The sequence below is a fragment of the Flavobacteriales bacterium genome, assembly GCA_016715895.1.
Classification (GTDB): Bacteria; Bacteroidota; Bacteroidia; order Flavobacteriales_F; family PHOS-HE28; genus PHOS-HE28.
The window spans coordinates 1301126-1320418 of record JADJXH010000003.1 but is presented as its reverse complement, the minus strand read 5'-3'; the positions used below and the strand labels follow the sequence as shown (position 1 = coordinate 1320418).

The following is a 19293-nucleotide window of genomic DNA, read 5'->3' as shown; positions in this document are numbered from 1 at the left end:
TTGCCTAGTCAACCATGAAGAAGGAGGTCAAGCTCAACAGCAACTTCAACAAGATCGTCATCAGCCTCGCCAGCCCGGAGCTGATCCTGGAGCGCAGCCACGGGGAGGTGATCAAGCCCGAGACGATCAACTACCGCACCTACAAGCCCGAGCGCGACGGCCTGTTCTGCGAACGCATCTTCGGTCCCGTCAAGGACTTCGAATGCCACTGCGGCAAGTACAAGCGCATCCGCTACAAGGGGATCGTGTGCGACCGCTGCGGCGTGGAGGTCACCGAGAAGAAGGTGCGCCGCGAGCGCATGGGCCACATCCAGCTGGTGGTGCCCGTGGCCCACATCTGGTACTTCCGCAGCCTGCCCAACAAGATCGGCTACCTGCTGGGCCTGCCCACCAAGAAGCTCGACCAGATCATCTACTACGAGCGTTACGTGGTGGTGCAACCGGGTCTGGCCAAGAACAAGGAGGGCAACCCCGTGCAGTACCTGGACTTCCTCACCGAGGAGGAGTACCTGGACATCCTGGACCAGCTGGGCAAGGAGAACCAGTACCTGGACGATGCCGACCCCAACAAGTTCATCGCCCGCATGGGCGCCGACGCGCTGCAGGAACTGCTCAAGCGCCTCGACCTCGACGGCTTGAGCTACGACCTGCGCCACAAGGCCAACACCGAGACGAGCCAGCAGCGGAAGAACGAGGCCCTCAAGCGCCTGAACGTGGTGGAGGCGTTCCGTGACGCCAACAGCCGCCGCGAGAACAAGCCCGAGTGGATGATCGTGAAGGTGGTGCCCGTGATCCCGCCCGAGCTGCGGCCCCTGGTGCCCCTGGACGGCGGCCGTTTCGCTACCAGCGACCTGAACGACCTGTACCGCCGTGTGATCATCCGCAACAACCGCCTCAAGCGCCTGATGGAGATCAAGGCGCCCGAGGTGATCCTGCGCAACGAGAAGCGCATGCTCCAGGAGGCCGTCGACAGCCTGTTCGACAACAGCCGCAAGAGCAGCGCCGTGAAGAGCGAGAGCAACCGCCCGCTGAAGTCGCTGAGCGATTCGCTCAAGGGCAAGCAGGGCCGCTTCCGCCAGAACCTCCTCGGCAAGCGCGTGGACTACAGCGCCCGTTCCGTGATCGTGGTGGGCCCCGAGCTCAAGCTGCATGAGTGCGGCCTGCCCAAGGACATGGCCGCCGAGCTCTTCAAGCCGTTCATCATCCGCAAGCTCATTGAGCGGGGGATCGTGAAGACGGTGAAGAGCGCCAAGAAGATCGTGGACAAGAAGGAGCCCGTGGTGTGGGACATCCTGGAGAACGTGCTCAAGGGCCACCCCGTGCTGCTGAACCGCGCTCCGACGCTGCACCGCCTCGGCATCCAGGCCTTCCAGCCCAAGCTGATCGAGGGCAAGGCCATCCAGCTGCACCCGCTGGTGTGCACGGCCTTCAACGCCGACTTCGACGGTGACCAGATGGCCGTGCACGTGCCCCTGGGCCACGCCGCCATCCTGGAGGCGCAGCTGCTGATGCTGGCCAGCCACAACATCCTGAACCCGGCCAACGGCGCGCCCATCGCGGTGCCCAGCCAGGACATGGTGCTCGGCCTGTACTACATCACCAAGGGCCGCAAGAGCGACAAGGAGCGCACCATGAAGGGCGAGGGTCGCAGCTTCTACAGCCCCGAGGAGCTCATCATCGCCTACAACGAGGGCCAGGTGGACCTGCACAGCTGGATCAAGGTGCGCTGGACCGATCCCAAGACGGGCACGTCGCGCATGATCGAGACCACCTGCGGCCGTGTGCTCTTCAACGAGGTGGTGCCCGACGAGGTGGGCTTCATCAACGAACTGCTCACCAAGAAGGCGCTGCGCGACATCATCGGCCTGGTGCTGAAGGAGTGCGGCACGGCCAAGGCGGCGCAGTTCCTGGACGACATCAAGGAGCTGGGCTTCATGAGCGCCTTCCGCGGCGGTCTCAGCTTCAACCTGATGGACGTGGTGGTGCCCGACGAGAAGGACAAGCTGGTCGGCGCCGCCCAGAAGGAGGTGGACGAGGTGACCAACAACTACAACATGGGCCTCATCACCAACAACGAGCGGTACAACCAGACGATCGATATCTGGACGCACACCAACTCGAAGGTGACGTTCAGCCTCATGGAGCGCATCAAGAGCGACAAACAGGGCTTCAACTCCATCTACATGATGATGGACAGCGGCGCCCGCGGATCGAAGGAGCAGATCCGTCAGCTCAGCGGCATGCGGGGCCTGATGGCCAAGCCCCAGAAGAGCGGCGGAGGCGGCGGTCAGGACATCATCGAGAACCCCATCCTGTCCAACTTCAAGGAGGGCCTCTCCATCCTGGAGTACTTCATCAGCACCCACGGTGCGCGGAAAGGCCTGGCCGATACGGCCCTCAAGACCGCCGATGCCGGCTACCTCACCCGCCGTCTGGTGGATGTGGCGCAGGACGTGGTGATCACCACCGAGGACTGCGGCACCCTGCGCGGCCTGGTGGCCACCGCCCTCAAGAAGAACGAGGAGGTGGTGGAGTCCCTGCACGACCGCATCCTGGGCCGCACCGCGGTGCACGACATCCATCATCCGCAGACCGGGGAGCTGCTGGTGTCCGGCGGTGAGCAGATCACCGAGGACATCGCGGCCGCCATCGGGGCGAGCCCCATCGAGGAGGTGGAGATCCGCAGCGTGCTCACCTGCGAACAGAAGCAGGGCGTGTGCGGCAAGTGCTACGGCCGCAACCTGGCCACGGGCCGCAAGGTGCAGATGGGCGAGGCCGTGGGCGTCATCGCCGCGCAGTCCATCGGCGAACCCGGCACGCAGCTCACCCTGCGCACCTTCCACGTGGGTGGTGTGGCCGGCAAGATCACCGAGGAGAGCCAGATCACGGCCAAGTACGACGGCATCCTGGAGATCGACGAGCTGCGCACCGTGAAGAAGAAGGACCGCAAGGGCGACGACGCCGAAGTGGTCATCAGCCGCAGCACCGAGATGCGCATCGTGGACAGCAACACGGGCATCGTGCTCACCACGAGCAACGTGCCCTACGGCGCCTACCTGTACGGCAAGCCGGGCAAGGTGAAGAAGGGCGACGTGATCTGCACCTGGGACCCGTACAACGCGGTGATCATCTCCGAGCTGGCGGGCAGCCTGTCCTTCGAGAGCATCGAGGAGAGCGTGACGTACCGCGAGGAGATCGACGAGCAGACGGGCTTCACCGAGAAGGTGATCGTGGAGAGCCGCGACAAGAAGAAGAACCCGACCATCCGCATCATGGACCCCAAGGGCAAGGAGGAGCTGAAGAGCTACAGCCTGCCGGTGGGCGCCCACATCATCGTGGAGGACGGCCAGAAGATCGAGGCCGGCGACGTGCTGGTGAAGATCCCGCGGACCAGCGGCAAGGGCGGTGACATCACCGGCGGTCTGCCGCGCGTGACGGAGCTTTTCGAGGCCCGCAACCCGAGCAACCCGGCCATCGTCAGCGAGATCGACGGCATCATCTCCTACGGCAAGATCAAGCGCGGCAACCGCGAGATCATCGTGGAGAGCCGCACCGGCGAGCGCAAGTACTACCTGGTGCCGCTGAGCAAGCACATCCTGGTGCAGGAGAACGACTTCGTGAAGGCCGGTCAGCCCCTGAGCGATGGTTCCATCAGCCCCACCGACATCCTGGACATCCAGGGCCCCACCCGCGTGCAGGAGTACCTTGTGGACGAGGTGCAGGAGGTGTACCGCATGCAGGGCGTGAAGATCAACGACAAGCACTTCGAGGTGATCGTGCGCCAGATGATGCGGAAGGTGGAGATCGAGGACCCCGGCGACACCCGCTTCCTGGAGAAACAGGCCGTGAACAAGACCGAGTTCATGGAGGAGAACGACGACCTGTTCGACAAGATGGTGGTGACCGACGCCGGCGACAGCAGCACCATGAAGGAGGGCCAGATGGTGACCATGCGCAGGCTGCGCGATGAGAACAGCGTGCTGAAGCGCAAGGACCAGAAGCTGGTGGAGGCCCGCGCCGCCCGCCCGGCCACGGCCCGCACCCTGCTCCAGGGCATCACGCGCGCCAGCCTGCAGACCGACAGCTTCATCAGTGCCGCCTCCTTCCAGGAGACCACCAAGGTGCTGAACGAGGCCGCCGTGAACGCCAAGGAGGATCACCTCAACGGCCTCAAGGAGAACGTCATCGTGGGCCATCTCATCCCCGCCGGTACCGGCACCCGCCGCTTCCAGGAGGTCACCGTGTACAACAAGGAGGAGTATGCCCGCATGATGGCGGACAACCTGGCCGCCCAGGAGATCGATGAGTAACGCCGAACGCTGAACCGGGAGCGCTGAACGAGGAAGCTCATTCCTCGTTCAGCCCCCTCAGCGTCCACATCCGGAAGATCATGTCAGACCCCAAGGACCAACCCCGCCCCAACCAACTGAACATCGAGATCAGCGAGGAAGTGGCGGATGGTGTGTACAGCAACCTCGCCATCATCACCCACAGCAACTCGGAGTTCGTGCTCGATTTCGTGCGCGTGATGCCCGGTGTGCCCAAGGCCAAGGTGCGGGCCCGGATCCTGCTGACCCCGCAGCACGCCAAGCGGCTCATGCGCGCCCTGGCGGACAACGTGCAGAAGTTCGAGCAGGTGCACGGCCCCATCCGCGAGAGCGAGATGCCGGAGGTGCCCATGAACTTCGGCGGGCCCACGGCGCAGGCCTGAGCCCGGCGATCACCGTGGACAAGGCCCCGGTCACCCGGGGCTTTGTCATTCCCAGCTGCGCTGGGCGAAGATCACGTAGCCGAAATTGAGGCTGAAGGCCCACGGCTCGGGCAGGCCGTCGATGTAGCTGGTGTTGAACCAGATGGGGCCCACCGGGCTCTGGTAGATCAGCGAACCGGAGGCCAGGTAGGCCCGGTCGCTCACGGCAAGGCCCGCCTCGGGCTCATCGTCCGCCGTGCGCAGGACGGCCCGGTAGGGTTGGAACACGTACCCCTCCAGCCGCAGATCGAACCGGTTGCGCGCCACGGCGATGATGGTGCGCAGACCGCCCGCGATGTACTGCTGGGCCCGGAAGTTCTCCAGGAAATAGGTCCTGCTCTCCGGTGTGGGTTGGAACACCGGGGCACGGGCCACCGTGGCCGTATAGTTCGCGAAGAAGGGATAGTTGCTGTAGAGCGCCTCCACCAGTCCGCCGAACTTGAACATGCCGCGCGGCAGGAAGTACTTGTCCAGCGTGGCCTTCAGGAAGAACCAATCGTGCTGGTCCCGCACCAGGTCACGCTGGGAGTTGGTCGAGCCCGGCTCCGTACGTTCCTGTCCGGAGACGTACCGGGCCTCGAACTTCAGCTGCTCCCCCGCGTTGGCGTGCTGCTTGCGGTTCAGCGAGTTCCGCTCGGCGATGAGCCCGCCCGTCCAGTGGGAGAGCTCGGTGACGTCCGCCGTATCGGTGGGGCTGAAATCGATACGCTGGTAGTAACTGTCCCGTGTCTGGCCGTATTTCACATCCACCCGCATGCGGCCCTTGTTGCCCAGGCCCAGGCCGGCGTTCACTCCGCCCCAGGTCTCACGCAGCACCACGAAGGAGGGCCGCACCTCGTCGAAGAAGGTGGCGAAACTGCGGAAGTGGTCCATGCGGTGGATCGTGAACAACGGCTCGAGGTAGAGGGGCGCCGCGGTGGGCAGGTCGGCGCGCAGGCGCACCTGGCCGGCCGCATAGAACTTGCCGAACCACGAGAGCGCCTGCAGCGAGGAGCTCCAGCGGCCGAAGAGGTTGTAGCGCAGCCCCACCATGCCCGTGTTGATGGGCCGTGAGGAGAACATGCCCCCGAACCGGGCGTGCAGGTCCTTTTCGGCGCCCACGTCCACGCGCAGGTCGAAGTCGCCCCGTTCGGGCCGGTAGAGCGCGGACGGGTAAAGGCGCCCGATGTTGTCGTCATCGTGCAGCCGGAAGTACAGGCTCTTGAGTCGGCGCTCGTCGATGCCCCCGTCGCGGTCGGTGAGCATGCGTTCCACATATCGGGCCCGCCCCTTGCGCAGGCCGGTGACCTCCAGGGCGCCGAACCGGAGCTGCGGCCAGCGGGCCCGGAAGGCCGCGCGCCGCTCGGCCACCTCCGCGGCACCGGTGCGCCGGGCGATCAGCGCCTCGATCTCCGGCATCCACTCCATCGCCGCGGCGTAGCCCTCCTCGATCGTGGGACCGATGCGGCTGAAATCGAAGAGGCCCGTGCTGGTGCGCGGTTCGATGATGAGCCCGTTATCGCACCGCACCGAGTAATCGGTCGGTTCCTGCAACATCGCCTTCAACTGGCTCAACAGGTCGTCCTCGCTGGGCGGTGCGGAGTTGCTGGCCACGTTGCTGCCGATGATCACGTCGGGCAGGAACTCCTCGTACATGATGTCGCTGGGGAAATTGTTGTACAGGCCCCCGTCCATCATCAGGTGCCCGTCCACCCTGATCGGCTTGAAGTAGAACGGGTAGCTCATGCTGGCGCGCACGGCCCGCGCCAGGTCGCCACGGCGGAACAGCACCGGCCGCTGCGCGGTGATGTCGCTCGCCACACAGCGGAAGGGCACGAAGAGGCTGTCCATGTCGTGGCTACTGGCCGCACTGGCGCCGGCGAAGCCGCGCATCTGCTCGAAATCGATCAGCACCGGGCTGCGGAGGTTGGTGGGCAGGGAGGTCTGCAACAGCGTGTCCAGGTCGATCTTCACGTTGATCACCGAGGCGTCCGGCTGGTCGTGCTTGAAGAAGTAGGTATAGCGGTCCTCCACGCCGCCCTCCGCCATCGTGCGGTAGAGGTCCGTCCGGAACAGGCTGTCGATCTCGTGCGGGGAATAGCCGGCGGCGTACATCGCGCCCACCAGGGCCCCCATGCTGCTGCCGGTGATGAAGTCGATGGGGATGCCGTGGTCCTCCAAGGCCATCAGCACGCCGATGTGCGTCATGGCCGAGGCACCGCCACCGCTGAGCACCACACCCACGGTCTGGGCCTGGCCCCCGAAGGGCAGCAGCAGCAGAAGCAGGTGCAGGAGCCGAGCGCGCATGGTGGATGGGCAAAAGTAGCCCGCCCGTTACCGGCGCTCAGGCCGGCCATCCGGCCAACAGACCGCTGAAATAGGCCGGGGCCTTCAGCAGGCGGCTGCCGTACCAACTGAAGAGCTCACCGTCCACCAGGTGCACGGGGGTGCCCGGGCAGAGCATGGTGTAGTGCAGGATGTGCATTTCGGCGAAGGGGAAGGGCTCGGAGGAGAGCAGGATCACATCCGGATCGGCGGCGGCGAGCTGCCCCGGGGAGACCTCGGGGTAGCGCTCGGTGCGGTGCGCGAAGGCGTTGGTGAGGCCGCAGCGCGTGAGCATGTCGTTCACGAAGGTGTCGGTCCCGGCCACCAACATGGGCTCGTGCCAGATGAGGTAGGCGGCGGAGCGGGGAGGGGAGAGCGGTCGGAGCGAAGAGAAGGCCTGTTCGATGTCGGAGTTCAGCTGAACGGCCATGCTGTCGGTGCCGGTGAGGGCGCCTACGCGGCGGATCATGTCCAGGGCTCCACTAAGGTCGCGCACATCGCTCATCCACACCGGGAACTCGCGCTCCAGGGTCTCGATGTCGGCCTGACTGTTCTCCTCCTTGTTCCCGATGATGAGGTCGGGGGAAAGGGCCCGCACCTTCTCCAGGTCCACCTGCTTGGTGCCGCCCACGCGCGCCTTGCTGCGGAACCAAGCCTCCGGGTGGATGCAGAACTTGGTGATGCCTACCACGCGGTCGCCGAGGCCCAGGTCATGCAGCAGTTCGGTCTGGGAGGGGACGAGGGAGATGATGCGTTGGGGGACGTCAGGCACGCTGACCTTTCGGCCCATTTGGTCGGTGAGGGAGCGCATGGGGGGCGAGAAATAGTCTCACTGACGCTGTGTGGATTTTGTACCCCAAGAAGAGCGATAGATACTGTCCACCATAACAAGGAGCCGCTCCCGACCGATCGCAACAGCTTCAGGAAACATCGATGTAGCGCTCTCCAGACGTTGTCGATACTCTGCCAATACCTCATCGGTCGGTTGGTTCTCACTACCGATGTGCTCTTCAGCGGCCAGGTACCACGCCCATTTTTTACGCTCACCTTCGGAGATGCACTCTGACCATGCGGTGAGGAACTCTGCTGGGTTATGGAAAAGGTGTTGTGTTCCCCAGTATCCGACACCCTCCGAATAGTAGCCATCGGAGCGTGCTAAAGACTTGGTAACGATCCAGAAATAGAAGCGCCGAACATCGGCATCGCTGCCATGCAGCATGCTATCGAGCAGTGCCAATGCCTCCGTATCATTGGCAAGACTGAATTCCTGTCCTGATGCGATCCGGCGTGCCAGTGGGGTTGCAACCTCAAGTACCGGCATCATTCTGTGATCGCAGGGTCCAAGAACTCGCGCTTCCTGATCTCTCGAAACGAACAGGTAGTCGCCGACGATTAATGATGAATCGATACTGGGTTCAGGCAAGGCTGAGATCTCTTCTACGGGGGGAGTGCAACTACTCAACCCAGCGACCAGTATCGCCTGTGCAAGAAGGCGGCTGGTCGAACGAGGATCACGGCGGTTCATTCAAGACCCCATTGCCACTTCAGCCTCCCGATGATGTCCTTCCACATGGCCCTTCACGCCGCCGCCTGCCGCTTCTCGGCCAATTCCCGAAGGAATTCCGGACACAGATCGAACCCGTTCGGCCATACGATACCGCCACCAGGCTCCGTGGTCACTTGCATAAAAAGGTCTGGAGCGGCCACCTGCAAGGCCATGCCCTTGGTGAGCAGTGGTTTCAGGTCCACCTCGGCCTGGAAGCCATCTGCAAAGGTCAACTTCAACCGTTCCGACGGCAGTGCCTCGACCTTGACGACGGTGTTCATGCCCACTAAGGTAGCGGATCGATGGGCGAAGGCAGTTCTCCTTCAACAGCGAGTTTCCAATTGGCCAGCAGTTCCTGCCGATGCAACGCGGCCCATTCAAGCACCAACGCATGCGCACGGCTCGGCAAGGAACCGGCGATCAGCTCAAGGGTGCGGATGTCGAACTCGGCGCGTTGACCCTGGTATTCCGCGTGGAAGTGCGGCGGGTTGTGGTCCATGAAATACATCCGGATGATGATCCCATAGAAGCGGCAGAGTTCAGGCATGGCCCAGGTCGCGACTACCGCAATTTCCCGATGATGTCCTGTTTCGTCAGGATCCCGAACCCGTTCGGCTGTTCCACCAACACGGCGGGTGAACCATTGCCCAGCTTGGCCGCCACCTCGTCCAGCGTCGCGTCCACCTTCAGCACGGGCAGGGCCGGACCCATCACCACACGGGCTTTCTGGGTGCGCACGTCGGCGTCCTCCAGGATCGCGTCGAACAGGCGGGCATCGGTGATGGTGCCCACGGGCTTGCCGCCGTCGAACACCGGCAGCTGGTCGATGTTGTGCTTGCGCATCTTATCGATCGCGGCCAGCACGGGCTCCTCGGCCTCCACGCTCAGCAGCGCGAGCTCCTTGCCCTTCAATAGGTCGCCGGCCGTGGGCTTCTCCTCCACGAGGAAGCCGCGCTCGCGCATCCAGTCGTCGTTGAACATCTTGCCCACGTAGCGGCTGCCGTGGTCGTGGAAGATCACCACCACCACCTCGCCCTTCTTGAAGTTGTCCTTGAGCTGCAGGAGCCCCGCGATGGCCGCGCCGGCGCTGTTGCCCACGAAGATGGCCTCGTCCTTCACGATCTTCCGCGTGTAGATGGCGGCGTCGCGGTCGGTGACCTTCTCGAAATGGTCGATGAGGTCGAGGTCCACGTTCTGGGGCACGAAGTCCTCGCCGATGCCCTCGGTGATGTAGGGGTAGATCTCGTTCTTGTCGAACTCGCCGGTCTCCTTCAGCTTCTTGAACACGGAGCCGTAGGTGTCGATGCCCCAGACCTTCAGGTTCGGGTTCTTCTCCTTCAGGAAGCGGGCGGTGCCGCAGGTGGTGCCGCCGGTGCCCACGCCCACCACCAGGTGGTCGATCTTGCCGCCGGTCTGCTCCCACAGCTCGGGGCCGGTGGTCTCGTAGTGCGCCTGCGCGTTGCTGGGGTTGTCGTACTGGTTGGCCTTCCAGCTGTTGGGCACCTCCTTCACCAGGCGGCTGCTCACGCTGTAGTAGCTGCGCGGGTCCTCGGGGTCCACGTTGGTGGGGCACACGATCACCTCGGCGCCGAAGGCGCGCAGGATGTCCACCTTCTCCTTGCTCTGCTTGTCGGTGGTGGTGAAGATGCACTTGTAGCCCTTGATGATGGCGCCGATGGCCAGGCCCATGCCGGTGTTGCCGCTGGTGCCCTCGATGATGGTGTAGCCCGGTTTCAGCAGGCCGGCCTTCTCCGCATCCTCGATCATCTTGATCGCCATGCGGTCCTTGATGGAGTTGCCGGGGTTGAAGGTTTCCACCTTGGCGAGCACGGTGGCGGCGACGTCCTTGGTGATGCGGTTCAGCTTGACGAGCGGCGTGTTGCCGATGGTGCTCAGGATGTTCTCGTGGATCTGCATGGGTCGGATGCCGCAGCCTTGTGCGCAGGCATCGCCCTGCGAAGGTAGCCCGGCCTTCCGGGCCCGCAGTGTGTCTAGTCGAAGCGGATGGCGCGGGCCGGTGCGATGCGCGTCACCAGCATGCTGGGCAGCACGAGGGCCGCGACACAGACGCCAAGGGTGCCCAGGTTCAGCAGGAGCATGGGCCACAGGTCCAGGTCGACCGGCACCACGTCCACATAGTAGCTCTCCACGGGCAGCCGCACCCACCCGGTCCAGCGCTGCACCAGGGCCAGCGCAACGCCCAGCGCATCGCCGCCCAGGATGCCGAGGCCCAGGATGTAGGCGCCGTCCAGCAGGAAGATGCGGCGCACCTGGCCGTTGGTGGCGCCGAGGGCCTTCAGCACCCCGATCATCGTGGTGCGCTCCAGGATGATGAGCAGCAGCGCGCTGGTCATGTTGATGACGGCGACCACCACCATCAGCACGATCACCACGGCCACGTTGGTGTCCAGCAGTTCCAGCCAGGCGAAGATCTCCGGGCTGCGCTCGCGCACCGTGGTGAGCCGTTGGTCGGGCTCGAGCACATGGGCGTGCACCTGCTCTTCCAGTGCATCCAGCCGGTCGAACGAGGTCAGGTCCACCTCGATGCCGCCCACATACCGGTGGTGGCTGCCACGTCCGCCGCCGCGTTGCACCAGGCCGTCCACCGGGGAAAAGCGCAGCCAGGCCGTGTCCGGAAGGGTGCCACTGGCATCGGAGACGACCAACGAGATCACCCGTCCCTTCAGCTCGTGCATCAGATCGGGGTCCACGGGATGCGGGCCTTTGCCGGCCCAGCCGGGCACGGACCATTCGAAGAGGTGGTCGCGGTCGCCTCCGAAGCCGAGCCCTTCCACGGTCGGCACGCCGTTCACGGTGTCCAGCAGGATCTCGGCGGTCAGTCCCCATTGGGCGAAGCGCTGGAGGTGACCGATGTCCACCACCACCACCTGATGGTCCACCTGCTCGAGGCCGGTGCGGTAGGTGCCGGTGACGGTGAACTTGCGCGGCCGGATGTCGTCGCGGTCCTTCACCAGGTAGATGGTGATCGTGTCGCCCACGGCGATGCGCAGCCGTTCGGCGAGGTAGGCGCTGATGAGCACCTCGTTCGGGCGTTCGGCGGCACCCAGCACAGGCAGCCGGCCTTCCACCAGATGGCGCGTGAGGTAGGAGGGGTCAAGGTCTCCGCCCAGTCCGCGCACCACCACCCCTTCGATGTCGCCGTCGGTCTCCACGATGCCGGGCTTGGTGGCGTAGGTCTGCACATGGGCCACGCCAGGCACGGCGCGCAAGGCCTCGGCCTGGGCGGGATCGTACACCATGCGCGGGGTCTCCTTGGGGTCGTTCTGCGCGATGGCGGTGAGCTGCAGATGTCCGCCGATGCCCACCACCTTGGCCCGGATCTCGCGTTGGAAGCCCCGCGTGATGCCTACCGTGAGCACCATCACCGCCATGCCCAGCACGATGCCGATCATCGCGATGAGCACGATCGGCCGTGAGAGCCGGTCCTGCCGGTCGGGGTCGGCCAGGATGCGACGCGCGACGAAGGAGGCGAGGCCCATGTCGGCGCAAGGTAGCGCGGCCCGCACCGGGCTACTTTCGCCCAGGCACCCGCATCATTTCAGCACCGGACCCCATCACCACCCCATGCCCGCGCTCTTTCCCTTTCTGCTCGGCCTCGTTCTGCTCGCCGCCTGCACGGCGAAGATGCCGGCGCAGGTGGACCCCATGCCGGCGTCCAAGCCCGAAGCCCTTCGCGTGGGGGCCGAACGCATGGCGGAGTACCTGCCGCTGCTGAAGGACAAGCGGGTGGCCGTGATCACCAACCAGACCGGGCGCGTGGGGCGCGCGCATCTGGTGGATACGCTCGTGAGCCTGGGCACCCGCATCACCAAGGTCTTCGCCCCCGAGCACGGCTTCCGCGGCGACGCTGACGCCGGTGAGCACGTGAAGGACGGCCGCGACGCGCGCACGGGCCTGCCGCTGGTCTCCCTCTACGGGGAGAACAAGAGACCGAAGCCTGAACAGCTGCAGGACGTGGACGTGCTGCTGTTCGACATCCAGGATGTGGGCGCCCGGTTCTACACCTACATCGGCACCCTGCATTACGTGATGGAAGCCGCGGCCGATGCGAAGCTGCCGGTCGTGGTGCTGGACCGGCCCAACCCGAACGGTTTCTATGTGGACGGTCCGGTGCTGGATACCGCACATCGTTCGTTCGTGGGCATGCATCCCGTACCGCTCGTGCATGGCATGACGGTGGGGGAGTTCGCCCGGATGATCGTCGGGGAAGGCTGGCTCGGGGCGGGCCGTGCGTTGGACCTGACCGTGGTGCCCTGTTCCGGCTACGACCATCGCATGGCCTATGCGCCTCCGGTGCGTCCCAGCCCCAACCTGCCCAACCTCTCCGCCGTGATGCTATACCCGGCGCTCGGACTGTTCGAGGGCACTGTGGTCAGTGTGGGGCGCGGGACGGATGCCCCGTTCCAGTGCATCGGCTTCCCGGGCTGCACCCTGGGGGCGTACCGGTTCATCCCCCGGCCCATGCCGGGCGCCAAGGACCCTCCCTACCACGGCAGGGAATGCACAGGCCTCGATCTCAGCGAGTACGGAACGTTCTACAGCCGGCTCGATCCGCGGCTCCACCTGGGTTGGCTCATCGGCATGTACGAGGCCGCAGCGGACAAGGACGGCTTCTTCACCCCCTTCTTCGACAAGCTGGCCGGCGGGCCGGATATGCGGGAACGCATCCGACGTGGCGAGTCGGAGGAGCTCATCCGGGCTTCCTGGAAGCCGGCGTTGGAAGCGTTCCGGGCGGTGCGGGTGAGGTACCTGCTCTATCCGGAAGGTCCTTGAGCCCTTGCTTCCCGGTGGGCCCGGTCGTTGTCAGCGGATCCTCTGGTCGGACCGGGGCACGTCCGGAACCACCGGTCGAGGGGTCCGATCCGGTACCGGAGCCGACCTGTTGAGCCGGGCGAAGAAGGCCTCCGTATTGAAGCACTGCGCGAGCGGTTCCTCGTCCACCGGATACCCCTTGGCGGCCAACAGGGACCTGGCCCCGGCGAGCGTCCGTTCGAGGATCTCCGGATGGCTGCGGAGCAGGGCCTCCACCTCCTTCCGATCGCGGACCACCGGGGTGCGTGCCGGGGCTGCAGCGACCGCTGGGGGAGCGGCAGCGGGTTGAGCGGCCGTACCGGGAAGGTCCACCGGGAACGAAGGGTCCTTCGCCCTGAGGTAGCTCAGCAGCTCCTGCATGGTGCCCTTCAGCGCGTCCAGCTCCTGCTTCTGCCGCTTCAGCTGGTCGTTGATCGCGCCTTGGTTCATGCCCACCGCCGTGTTCACCTGGGAGGTGCCGTTGGGGAACAGGGCCCGGGACCAGGCCACGCCCACGATCCGGTCGTAGTCCTCCAGCGTCATGTCCGCCGGGGCCTTGCCGATGCCCGTTCCATCGTTCAGGCCCGAGGCCAGCACGTAGTCGCCGACGTTCACCACACCACGGACCTGCAAGGGCACCTGACCGAGGAAGGCCACCTTCTCGTAGTTCGCCTCTTCGCCCGCAGGCGGGGTGTTGCCGAGCACCAGGGGTGCGGTGGACACCACCATGAGCTGACGCGCTCCTTCGGTCATGGTGGAGATACGGCCGCCGTTCACCCCCACGATGGTCCCGGGTGCGAGGTCCTCCACACCCGCATCGCGTTGCAGCCACTCCGCGTAGTCGGCCGAGTTCGACTGATAGACGACCCCGACCTCGGTCTCCATGTGGTAGAACTCTTCAGCCCATTGGGCAAGGATGAGGATCGCATTGGCCGCCATGACACCGGCCTCGCCGAGATCCAACTGGGCTCCGCACGCCACGCCTTCCGCCAGGATGAACGCCTCATCCAGGACAGCCATGCTGTTGAACCAGATGTACTCGAAGCTGTTGTGGAGCTCGCTCAAGGTCTGGCCTTGCACACTGCCGCGGATATAGCTGTTGTCCGAGAAGTAGAGGAAGTTGTTCCCGGAGTTCACCGCGCTCGTGTTCAGCTTTACCGCGATGCCCTGCTGGGCGCCCTTGACATACAGCGGGTAGGAGCCGGTGTTGTTCGTGGCCCCGCCACTGGCCTGGCCATCTATCCGCACCTGGCGCGTACCCGGGAACATCTCGATCAGGCCATCGTCCCATACCAGGGCACGCGCGGTCCCATCGGCGCTCTCCGCACCAAGGATCGAGATATCCCCCTGACGCGCTTTCAACGTGGTGGTCTCGTTCGCGTAGCCGTCCGTGTTCACCTGAAGCTGCCCAAGGTCCGCGGTGCGACCCAGACGCAGGCTCTCGCCGATCTCCGCGCTACCCTCCACGAACAGGTCGCTCTGGAGGGTGGTGTTCCCGGCCACCGTCAGCGTGTTGTTGATGGTGGTGGCCCCGGCCACGTTCAAGGTGTTGTGCAGGGTGGTCGCGCCGTCCACATCCAGGGTGCTGTTCAGCGTGGTGCTGCCGTCCACGTCCAGGGTGCTGTTCAAGGTCGTCGCCCCGTCCACATCGAGCGTAAGGTTCAGCGTGGTGGCCCCGTCCACGTCCAGCGTGCTGTTCATCGTGGTCGCACCATCGACGTTCAGGGTGCCACTGAGGTCCGTGGGAGTGTTGTAGTTCACGTTCAACCCGTTGTTGAGGTCGGTGGTCCCATCCACAACGAGGCAGTCGTGGAGATACACGCATCCATCCACCGTCAGGGTGCCGGTGAGCAGCGTCGGGCTGCCGTTGTTCACGCTCAACGAGCTGTTGAGGTTGGTGGCTCCGTCGATGTCCATGGTGCCCGTGGCCGTGATGTTCCGGTGGTAGGCGTAGGGTGCGAAGACGAGCTTCTGGCGGCTGAACTCCACGAACATGCCGAATCCGAACGGTTCGGGGATGTTCACCTCCACCACAAGCTCCTTGGGCGTACCGTCCCAGCTGATCTCCTTGAAGACGTCGGGGCTCTCGGCCGTCATGGTCCCGTCCCCGATGATCACGGAGATCAGGCCATACCGGTCCGTCGTCGTGGTGTGCTCCTCCTGGTAGTCGATGTCGCCATCCTCATTGTGGATGGTGAACCGGATATCCAGTTGCTGGTCGGACAGGTAGCTGCCGCCGGGCACGTCCACGCCGGGGATCTCCGTGTTGTTGTCGGGCCTGTTCAGGATCAAGGCCTGGAAGGTGAGCCCGTGGGATTGGCCCATGGCGATGCCCGTGATGCCCAACGTCACGAACAGAAGCAGATGGCGGAGGAGGTCGCGGCACATGGTCACTTGGCGAATTGGGTGAGGCAATAGCGGCAATTGTTCAGGGCGATCAGGATCCCGGTGGTGAAGACGTGGGCGCGGTATCCCAGCTTCTCCTCATCATCCCCCACATTGATCGGCATGCGCAGGCCCTGTGCGAACGTGTACTCGGCGATGACGGCCACGCGGTTCGACACACAATAGTTCGCACCGACGGTGGCCCGGCCGAACAGATACGGTGCATTGAACTGCTCGGTCCCCCGCAGGTCGAACACCTCGTTGTTCAGCGTCTGCGACCCCTTGATCAGGAAGGCGGGGTTCACCGCCGCACGGGCGAACAGGGTGGTGCCCTTGTTGTTCTTGCGCCGGCTCCGGATGGTCAGCAGGTCGCGCTCAATGCCTGCGGAGATGCCGGCGTAGGTCGCTTTCCACTCGTAGTAGTTCTGATAGGCATCTTGGCTGGTCCCCCTCGTCGCATACACCTCGTAGGTGGCGCCCAACAGGTAGAACCATTTGGAGTCGAACCGCTTGAACGGTCTCCGGATGCCGGCCGACATCGCGAAGTTCTTCAGCGGCACCAGGCCTTCCAGCCGCTGGCCTTTGCTGTCCTTGTAGAGGAATTCGCTGCGCAGCATGCCGGCCTGCACATGGATCTGCTGCCCTTGGGCCGGGACGCCGAACAGTGAGGCGAGCAGCAGGAACAGGAGGGTGCGCATGATCAATGGATGCATTGGAGATGGCCGATGTAGTGACGGTCGTCGGAATCGACCCGGATGATGTACGCCCCTGATGCCAGGAGCCCGGTGGTCACGGTGATCCGCTGCGCGGGAGCGTGTTCCCGGTCCATGATCAACCGGCCGGTGATGCTGAAGAGCCTTACTCGCACCGGTTCCGTGGAGGGGTCGGTGAGCGTGATGTCGAACCGGTCGAGGAACGGGTTCGGGAAGACCCTTGCCTCAAGCACGTTCGACACGGAGACCCGTGCCGCGTGGAGGGGTTGCACGAATCCCTGATTGTAGTACCGGCCATCCGCGGGGTACGAACCCGCGACACTGGCCTGGCCGACCGCCACCTGCATGTAGTTCGTGCCCGACCGGGCATCGGAGACGGATGATCCTCCACCCGCGCCGACCGTCGAACGGACCATTACGGATTGGGCGCTCAGGGTGCGGGGCAGAAGGAACAGGATCACCAGGACCACTGCGGGAAACACCCACCGGCCGCTCCGTCCAACGCAGGGCCGGCCTGCCGGGCAGCTGCCGGAGGTGGGTCGGGATCGAGGTCTGAGGGGCATGGGCGTGGAGGTTCGATGAACGGGATCAGAACCCGACGAGCAAGGGAAGGGTGCGCATCACCCCGGCACCGACCACCCGCACGAGATAGGTCCCGGGTCCCGCGTCGCTGATCGCGATCCGTGTGATCCCCGCACCGGTGAGGAACGGGGCGATCACCAGCCTGCCCGACACGTCCAGCACCGATACTTCGATGGACCCGGTCCCGGTGTGGACAAGGTCGAACGCGCCAGGGCACGGATTGGGACGGACGATGAGGCCGATATCCGCATCGTCCTCCGCCATGCCGATCGAGAGCGCCACGTCCACGCTCAAACAGGTCGTCGCCAGACAGGAGCCCATGTCCACACCAACGCACACCTGCACGGTTCCGGCCTCGTTGTAGGTCGTGGCCTGGATCACCTCATCCGGGGTCATGTCGCTGCTGGACCAGTCATCGGGGAGGTCCCACAGGTAGGCCTGTGCGCCCGGCACCGGAGGGATCGAATAGGTCACAGGCTCCCAGCCCTGAACCGTGGTGGGCCCGGTGATCCCTGCCATCAGGATCGGATCCCCGGTGCATTCGCAGAACGGGCTCCAGGCATCGTTCGTGGTGCATGCGTTGAGGTCGTCGCAGGGCGTTCCCGGCAGCACGGCCCCACCCGGATCGCCCAGGCAGTCGATCAACTCGCCGGCGCAGATGCAATCCGCCAGCCAGACGTCATCGCCGGTCGTCGGGTCCCCATCGTTGCAGGGCGCCCCTGACACGGCCCCACCGCCCGGCACACCCAGGCAATCCACGAGCTGTCCGGCGCACACGCAGTTCGCATCGTAGACGTCCAACTGGGTGTTCGGGTTCCCATCGTCACAGGGCGTTCCGGGACCCGATACGCCGCCAGGAACCCCGAGGCAGTCGTTCACGGTGCCTACACAGATGCAGTTGGCGTCGTAGAGGTCACTTCCGGTGCCGGGGTCACCATCGTCGCAGGCGGTACCGGGCAGGGCGGCTCCTCCGGCAATTCCCATGCAGTCCAGGAGCGCGCCGCCGCACTGGCAGTTCGCACCGTACACATCGTTGCCGGTGTTCGCATCGCCATCGTCGCACGGGCTGCCGGGCACGGCCGCTCCACCGACAACCCCCAGGCAGTCGATCATCACACCGGCGCAGGTGCAGCTCCCATCGAACACGTCGTTCCCCGTGGCCGGATCGCCATCATCGCACGCATCCCCGGGACCGTGGGGCTGGAACACCTGAAGCGTGTTCGCCAGGTTGCTGGTGATGAAGACGTGGCCGTTGCCGGTCGCCACGGACCACGGGGTGCTTTGCGTGCCGGCCGAGCCGATGGCGACCGGGTCGCTCGGATCGACGATATCGAACACTTCCACGGCATTTCCGCCGCGGGCGACCACGTAGCACCGGTCGCTGCTGATCGCCAACGCGTTCGGCGCATCCCCGGTGGCGCTCGCACCGATGGGGACGGGGTTGCCCGGTACGCTCAGGTCGAAGACCTGGAGGCTGTCGCCCGTGGACAGGGTCACATAGGCGGAATTTCCGCTCACCGCCACCGCCGATGGTTGCAGGCCGGTGCTGATCGATCCGGCCAGGGCGGGCGAGGACGGGTTGACCACCGAGAACACCTCCAACATGTTCCCGAGCGCGTTCACCACAACGGCATGGTCGCCCAGGAGGGCCACCCCTTTGGGGCCGGCCGATGTGGCCACCGAACCGAGCTGGGACATCGCACCGGGATCGGCCACGTCGACCACCTGCAGGGACTGCGCGCCCTGGCAGATCACATAGGCCCTGTCATTGCTCACCGCAAGCCCGGTGGGTTGGGCGTCCGTGGTGAACTGGCCCAGAAGGTCCGGGGTGGCCGGATCACTGATGTCGAACACCTGGAGCTTGGCGCTGGTCTGCGCAAGGACATACGCCTTCATCCCCGCGCCATCGATGAACACGGAGGAGGCTCCCGATGCGGTCGAGGCTTGACCCGAAAGCACCGGCGTACCGGGAGTGCTGATGTCGAACACCTGGAGCATGTTCCCTCCGTAAGCCACCACGCAGAGCACGTTCCCGTGGACGGCGATCGGCCGGGGTCCATTGGCGGTGTTGGCCATGCCGACCTCCGATAGGCAGACCGCGTTCGTGCCCGAACGGCTCTGGCCAGCGACCGGCAGCGGAACAAGGAGCGCGTGCATCACGGTCAGCAAAGGGAAGACCGCGAACAGCTGCGGAGGAAGCC

Annotated in this window: 14 protein-coding genes; 3 read left to right on the top strand and 11 right to left on the bottom strand. The window is 64.9% G+C overall.

Annotation, left to right across the window (positions count from 1 at the left end):
• Positions 1 to 14: 14 nt before the first annotated feature.
• Both rpoC and IPM49_05970 read left to right on the top strand, forming a co-directional pair.
• A complete protein-coding gene (gene rpoC, locus IPM49_05975) occupies positions 15 to 4310 on the top strand; it encodes a DNA-directed RNA polymerase subunit beta' (protein ID MBK9274077.1) in 4296 nt (1431 codons plus the stop codon).
• A gap of 80 nt (positions 4311 to 4390) precedes the next feature.
• A complete protein-coding gene (locus IPM49_05970; protein MBK9274076.1) occupies positions 4391 to 4711 on the top strand; it encodes a DUF3467 domain-containing protein in 321 nt (106 codons plus the stop codon).
• 45 nt (positions 4712 to 4756) lie between these two features.
• On the opposite strand, the gene IPM49_05965 is transcribed toward IPM49_05970, so the two are convergent.
• From IPM49_05965 to IPM49_05935, 7 genes are all read right to left on the bottom strand, one after another.
• Positions 4757 to 7036: a patatin-like phospholipase family protein gene (locus IPM49_05965; protein ID MBK9274075.1), complete on the bottom strand. Its 2280-nt coding sequence runs from the start codon at positions 7034 to 7036 to the stop codon at positions 4757 to 4759.
• Positions 7037 to 7073: 37 nt separating this feature from the next.
• On the bottom strand, positions 7074 to 7865 hold the full coding sequence (locus IPM49_05960; GenBank protein ID MBK9274074.1) for an ABC transporter substrate-binding protein: 792 nt from the start codon (positions 7863 to 7865) through the stop codon (positions 7074 to 7076).
• Positions 7866 to 7883: 18 nt separating this feature from the next.
• Positions 7884 to 8579 carry a hypothetical protein gene (locus IPM49_05955; protein ID MBK9274073.1) on the bottom strand — a complete coding sequence of 232 codons (696 nt, stop codon included), beginning with the start codon at positions 8577 to 8579 and terminating at the stop codon, positions 7884 to 7886.
• Between the two features lie 53 nt (positions 8580 to 8632).
• Positions 8633 to 8881: a DUF2442 domain-containing protein gene (locus tag IPM49_05950; protein MBK9274072.1), complete on the bottom strand. Its 249-nt coding sequence runs from the start codon at positions 8879 to 8881 to the stop codon at positions 8633 to 8635.
• Positions 8882 to 8886: 5 nt separating this feature from the next.
• Positions 8887 to 9147: a DUF4160 domain-containing protein gene (locus IPM49_05945; protein MBK9274071.1), complete on the bottom strand. Its 261-nt coding sequence runs from the start codon at positions 9145 to 9147 to the stop codon at positions 8887 to 8889.
• A gap of 14 nt (positions 9148 to 9161) precedes the next feature.
• Positions 9162 to 10517, bottom strand: coding sequence for a pyridoxal-phosphate dependent enzyme (locus IPM49_05940; protein ID MBK9274070.1), 1356 nt, complete (start codon positions 10515 to 10517; stop codon positions 9162 to 9164).
• A 74-nt stretch (positions 10518 to 10591) separates the two neighbouring features.
• Positions 10592 to 12100: an ABC transporter permease gene (locus tag IPM49_05935; GenBank protein ID MBK9274069.1), complete on the bottom strand. Its 1509-nt coding sequence runs from the start codon at positions 12098 to 12100 to the stop codon at positions 10592 to 10594.
• An 85-nt stretch (positions 12101 to 12185) separates the two neighbouring features.
• Here IPM49_05935 and IPM49_05930 point away from each other — a divergent pair, with 85 nt between their 5' ends.
• Positions 12186 to 13394 carry a DUF1343 domain-containing protein gene (locus IPM49_05930; GenBank protein ID MBK9274068.1) on the top strand — a complete coding sequence of 403 codons (1209 nt, stop codon included), beginning with the start codon at positions 12186 to 12188 and terminating at the stop codon, positions 13392 to 13394.
• Between the two features lie 30 nt (positions 13395 to 13424).
• Here IPM49_05930 and IPM49_05925 read toward each other — a convergent pair whose 3' ends face one another.
• The 4 genes from IPM49_05925 to IPM49_05910 all read right to left on the bottom strand — a co-directional run bounded on the left by IPM49_05925 (position 13425) and on the right by IPM49_05910 (position 19249).
• Positions 13425 to 15800 carry a hypothetical protein gene (locus IPM49_05925; protein ID MBK9274067.1) on the bottom strand — a complete coding sequence of 792 codons (2376 nt, stop codon included), beginning with the start codon at positions 15798 to 15800 and terminating at the stop codon, positions 13425 to 13427.
• Between the two features lie 2 nt (positions 15801 to 15802).
• Positions 15803 to 16495: a hypothetical protein gene (locus tag IPM49_05920; GenBank protein ID MBK9274066.1), complete on the bottom strand. Its 693-nt coding sequence runs from the start codon at positions 16493 to 16495 to the stop codon at positions 15803 to 15805.
• A 2-nt stretch (positions 16496 to 16497) separates the two neighbouring features.
• Positions 16498 to 16926, bottom strand: coding sequence for a T9SS type A sorting domain-containing protein (locus IPM49_05915; protein ID MBK9274065.1), 429 nt, complete (start codon positions 16924 to 16926; stop codon positions 16498 to 16500).
• Positions 16927 to 17098: 172 nt separating this feature from the next.
• Positions 17099 to 19249, bottom strand: coding sequence for a hypothetical protein (locus IPM49_05910; GenBank protein ID MBK9274064.1), 2151 nt, complete (start codon positions 19247 to 19249; stop codon positions 17099 to 17101).
• Positions 19250 to 19293: the final 44 nt, after the last annotated feature.

Coding starts and splice junctions, on each gene's coding strand:
- rpoC (MBK9274077.1), top strand. CDS start 15: ATGAAGAAGGAGGTCAAGCTCAACAGCAACTTCAACAAGATCGTCATC.
- IPM49_05970 (MBK9274076.1), top strand. CDS start 4,391: ATGTCAGACCCCAAGGACCAACCCCGCCCCAACCAACTGAACATCGAG.
- IPM49_05965 (MBK9274075.1), bottom strand. CDS start 7,036: ATGCGCGCTCGGCTCCTGCACCTGCTTCTGCTGCTGCTGCCCTTCGGG.
- IPM49_05960 (MBK9274074.1), bottom strand. CDS start 7,865: ATGCGCTCCCTCACCGACCAAATGGGCCGAAAGGTCAGCGTGCCTGAC.
- IPM49_05955 (MBK9274073.1), bottom strand. CDS start 8,579: ATGAACCGCCGTGATCCTCGTTCGACCAGCCGCCTTCTTGCACAGGCG.
- IPM49_05950 (MBK9274072.1), bottom strand. CDS start 8,881: ATGAACACCGTCGTCAAGGTCGAGGCACTGCCGTCGGAACGGTTGAAG.
- IPM49_05945 (MBK9274071.1), bottom strand. CDS start 9,147: ATGCCTGAACTCTGCCGCTTCTATGGGATCATCATCCGGATGTATTTC.
- IPM49_05940 (MBK9274070.1), bottom strand. CDS start 10,517: ATGCAGATCCACGAGAACATCCTGAGCACCATCGGCAACACGCCGCTC.
- IPM49_05935 (MBK9274069.1), bottom strand. CDS start 12,100: ATGGGCCTCGCCTCCTTCGTCGCGCGTCGCATCCTGGCCGACCCCGAC.
- IPM49_05930 (MBK9274068.1), top strand. CDS start 12,186: ATGCCCGCGCTCTTTCCCTTTCTGCTCGGCCTCGTTCTGCTCGCCGCC.
- IPM49_05925 (MBK9274067.1), bottom strand. CDS start 15,800: ATGTGCCGCGACCTCCTCCGCCATCTGCTTCTGTTCGTGACGTTGGGC.
- IPM49_05920 (MBK9274066.1), bottom strand. CDS start 16,495: ATGCGCACCCTCCTGTTCCTGCTGCTCGCCTCACTGTTCGGCGTCCCG.
- IPM49_05915 (MBK9274065.1), bottom strand. CDS start 16,926: ATGGTCCGTTCGACGGTCGGCGCGGGTGGAGGATCATCCGTCTCCGAT.
- IPM49_05910 (MBK9274064.1), bottom strand. CDS start 19,249: ATGCACGCGCTCCTTGTTCCGCTGCCGGTCGCTGGCCAGAGCCGTTCG.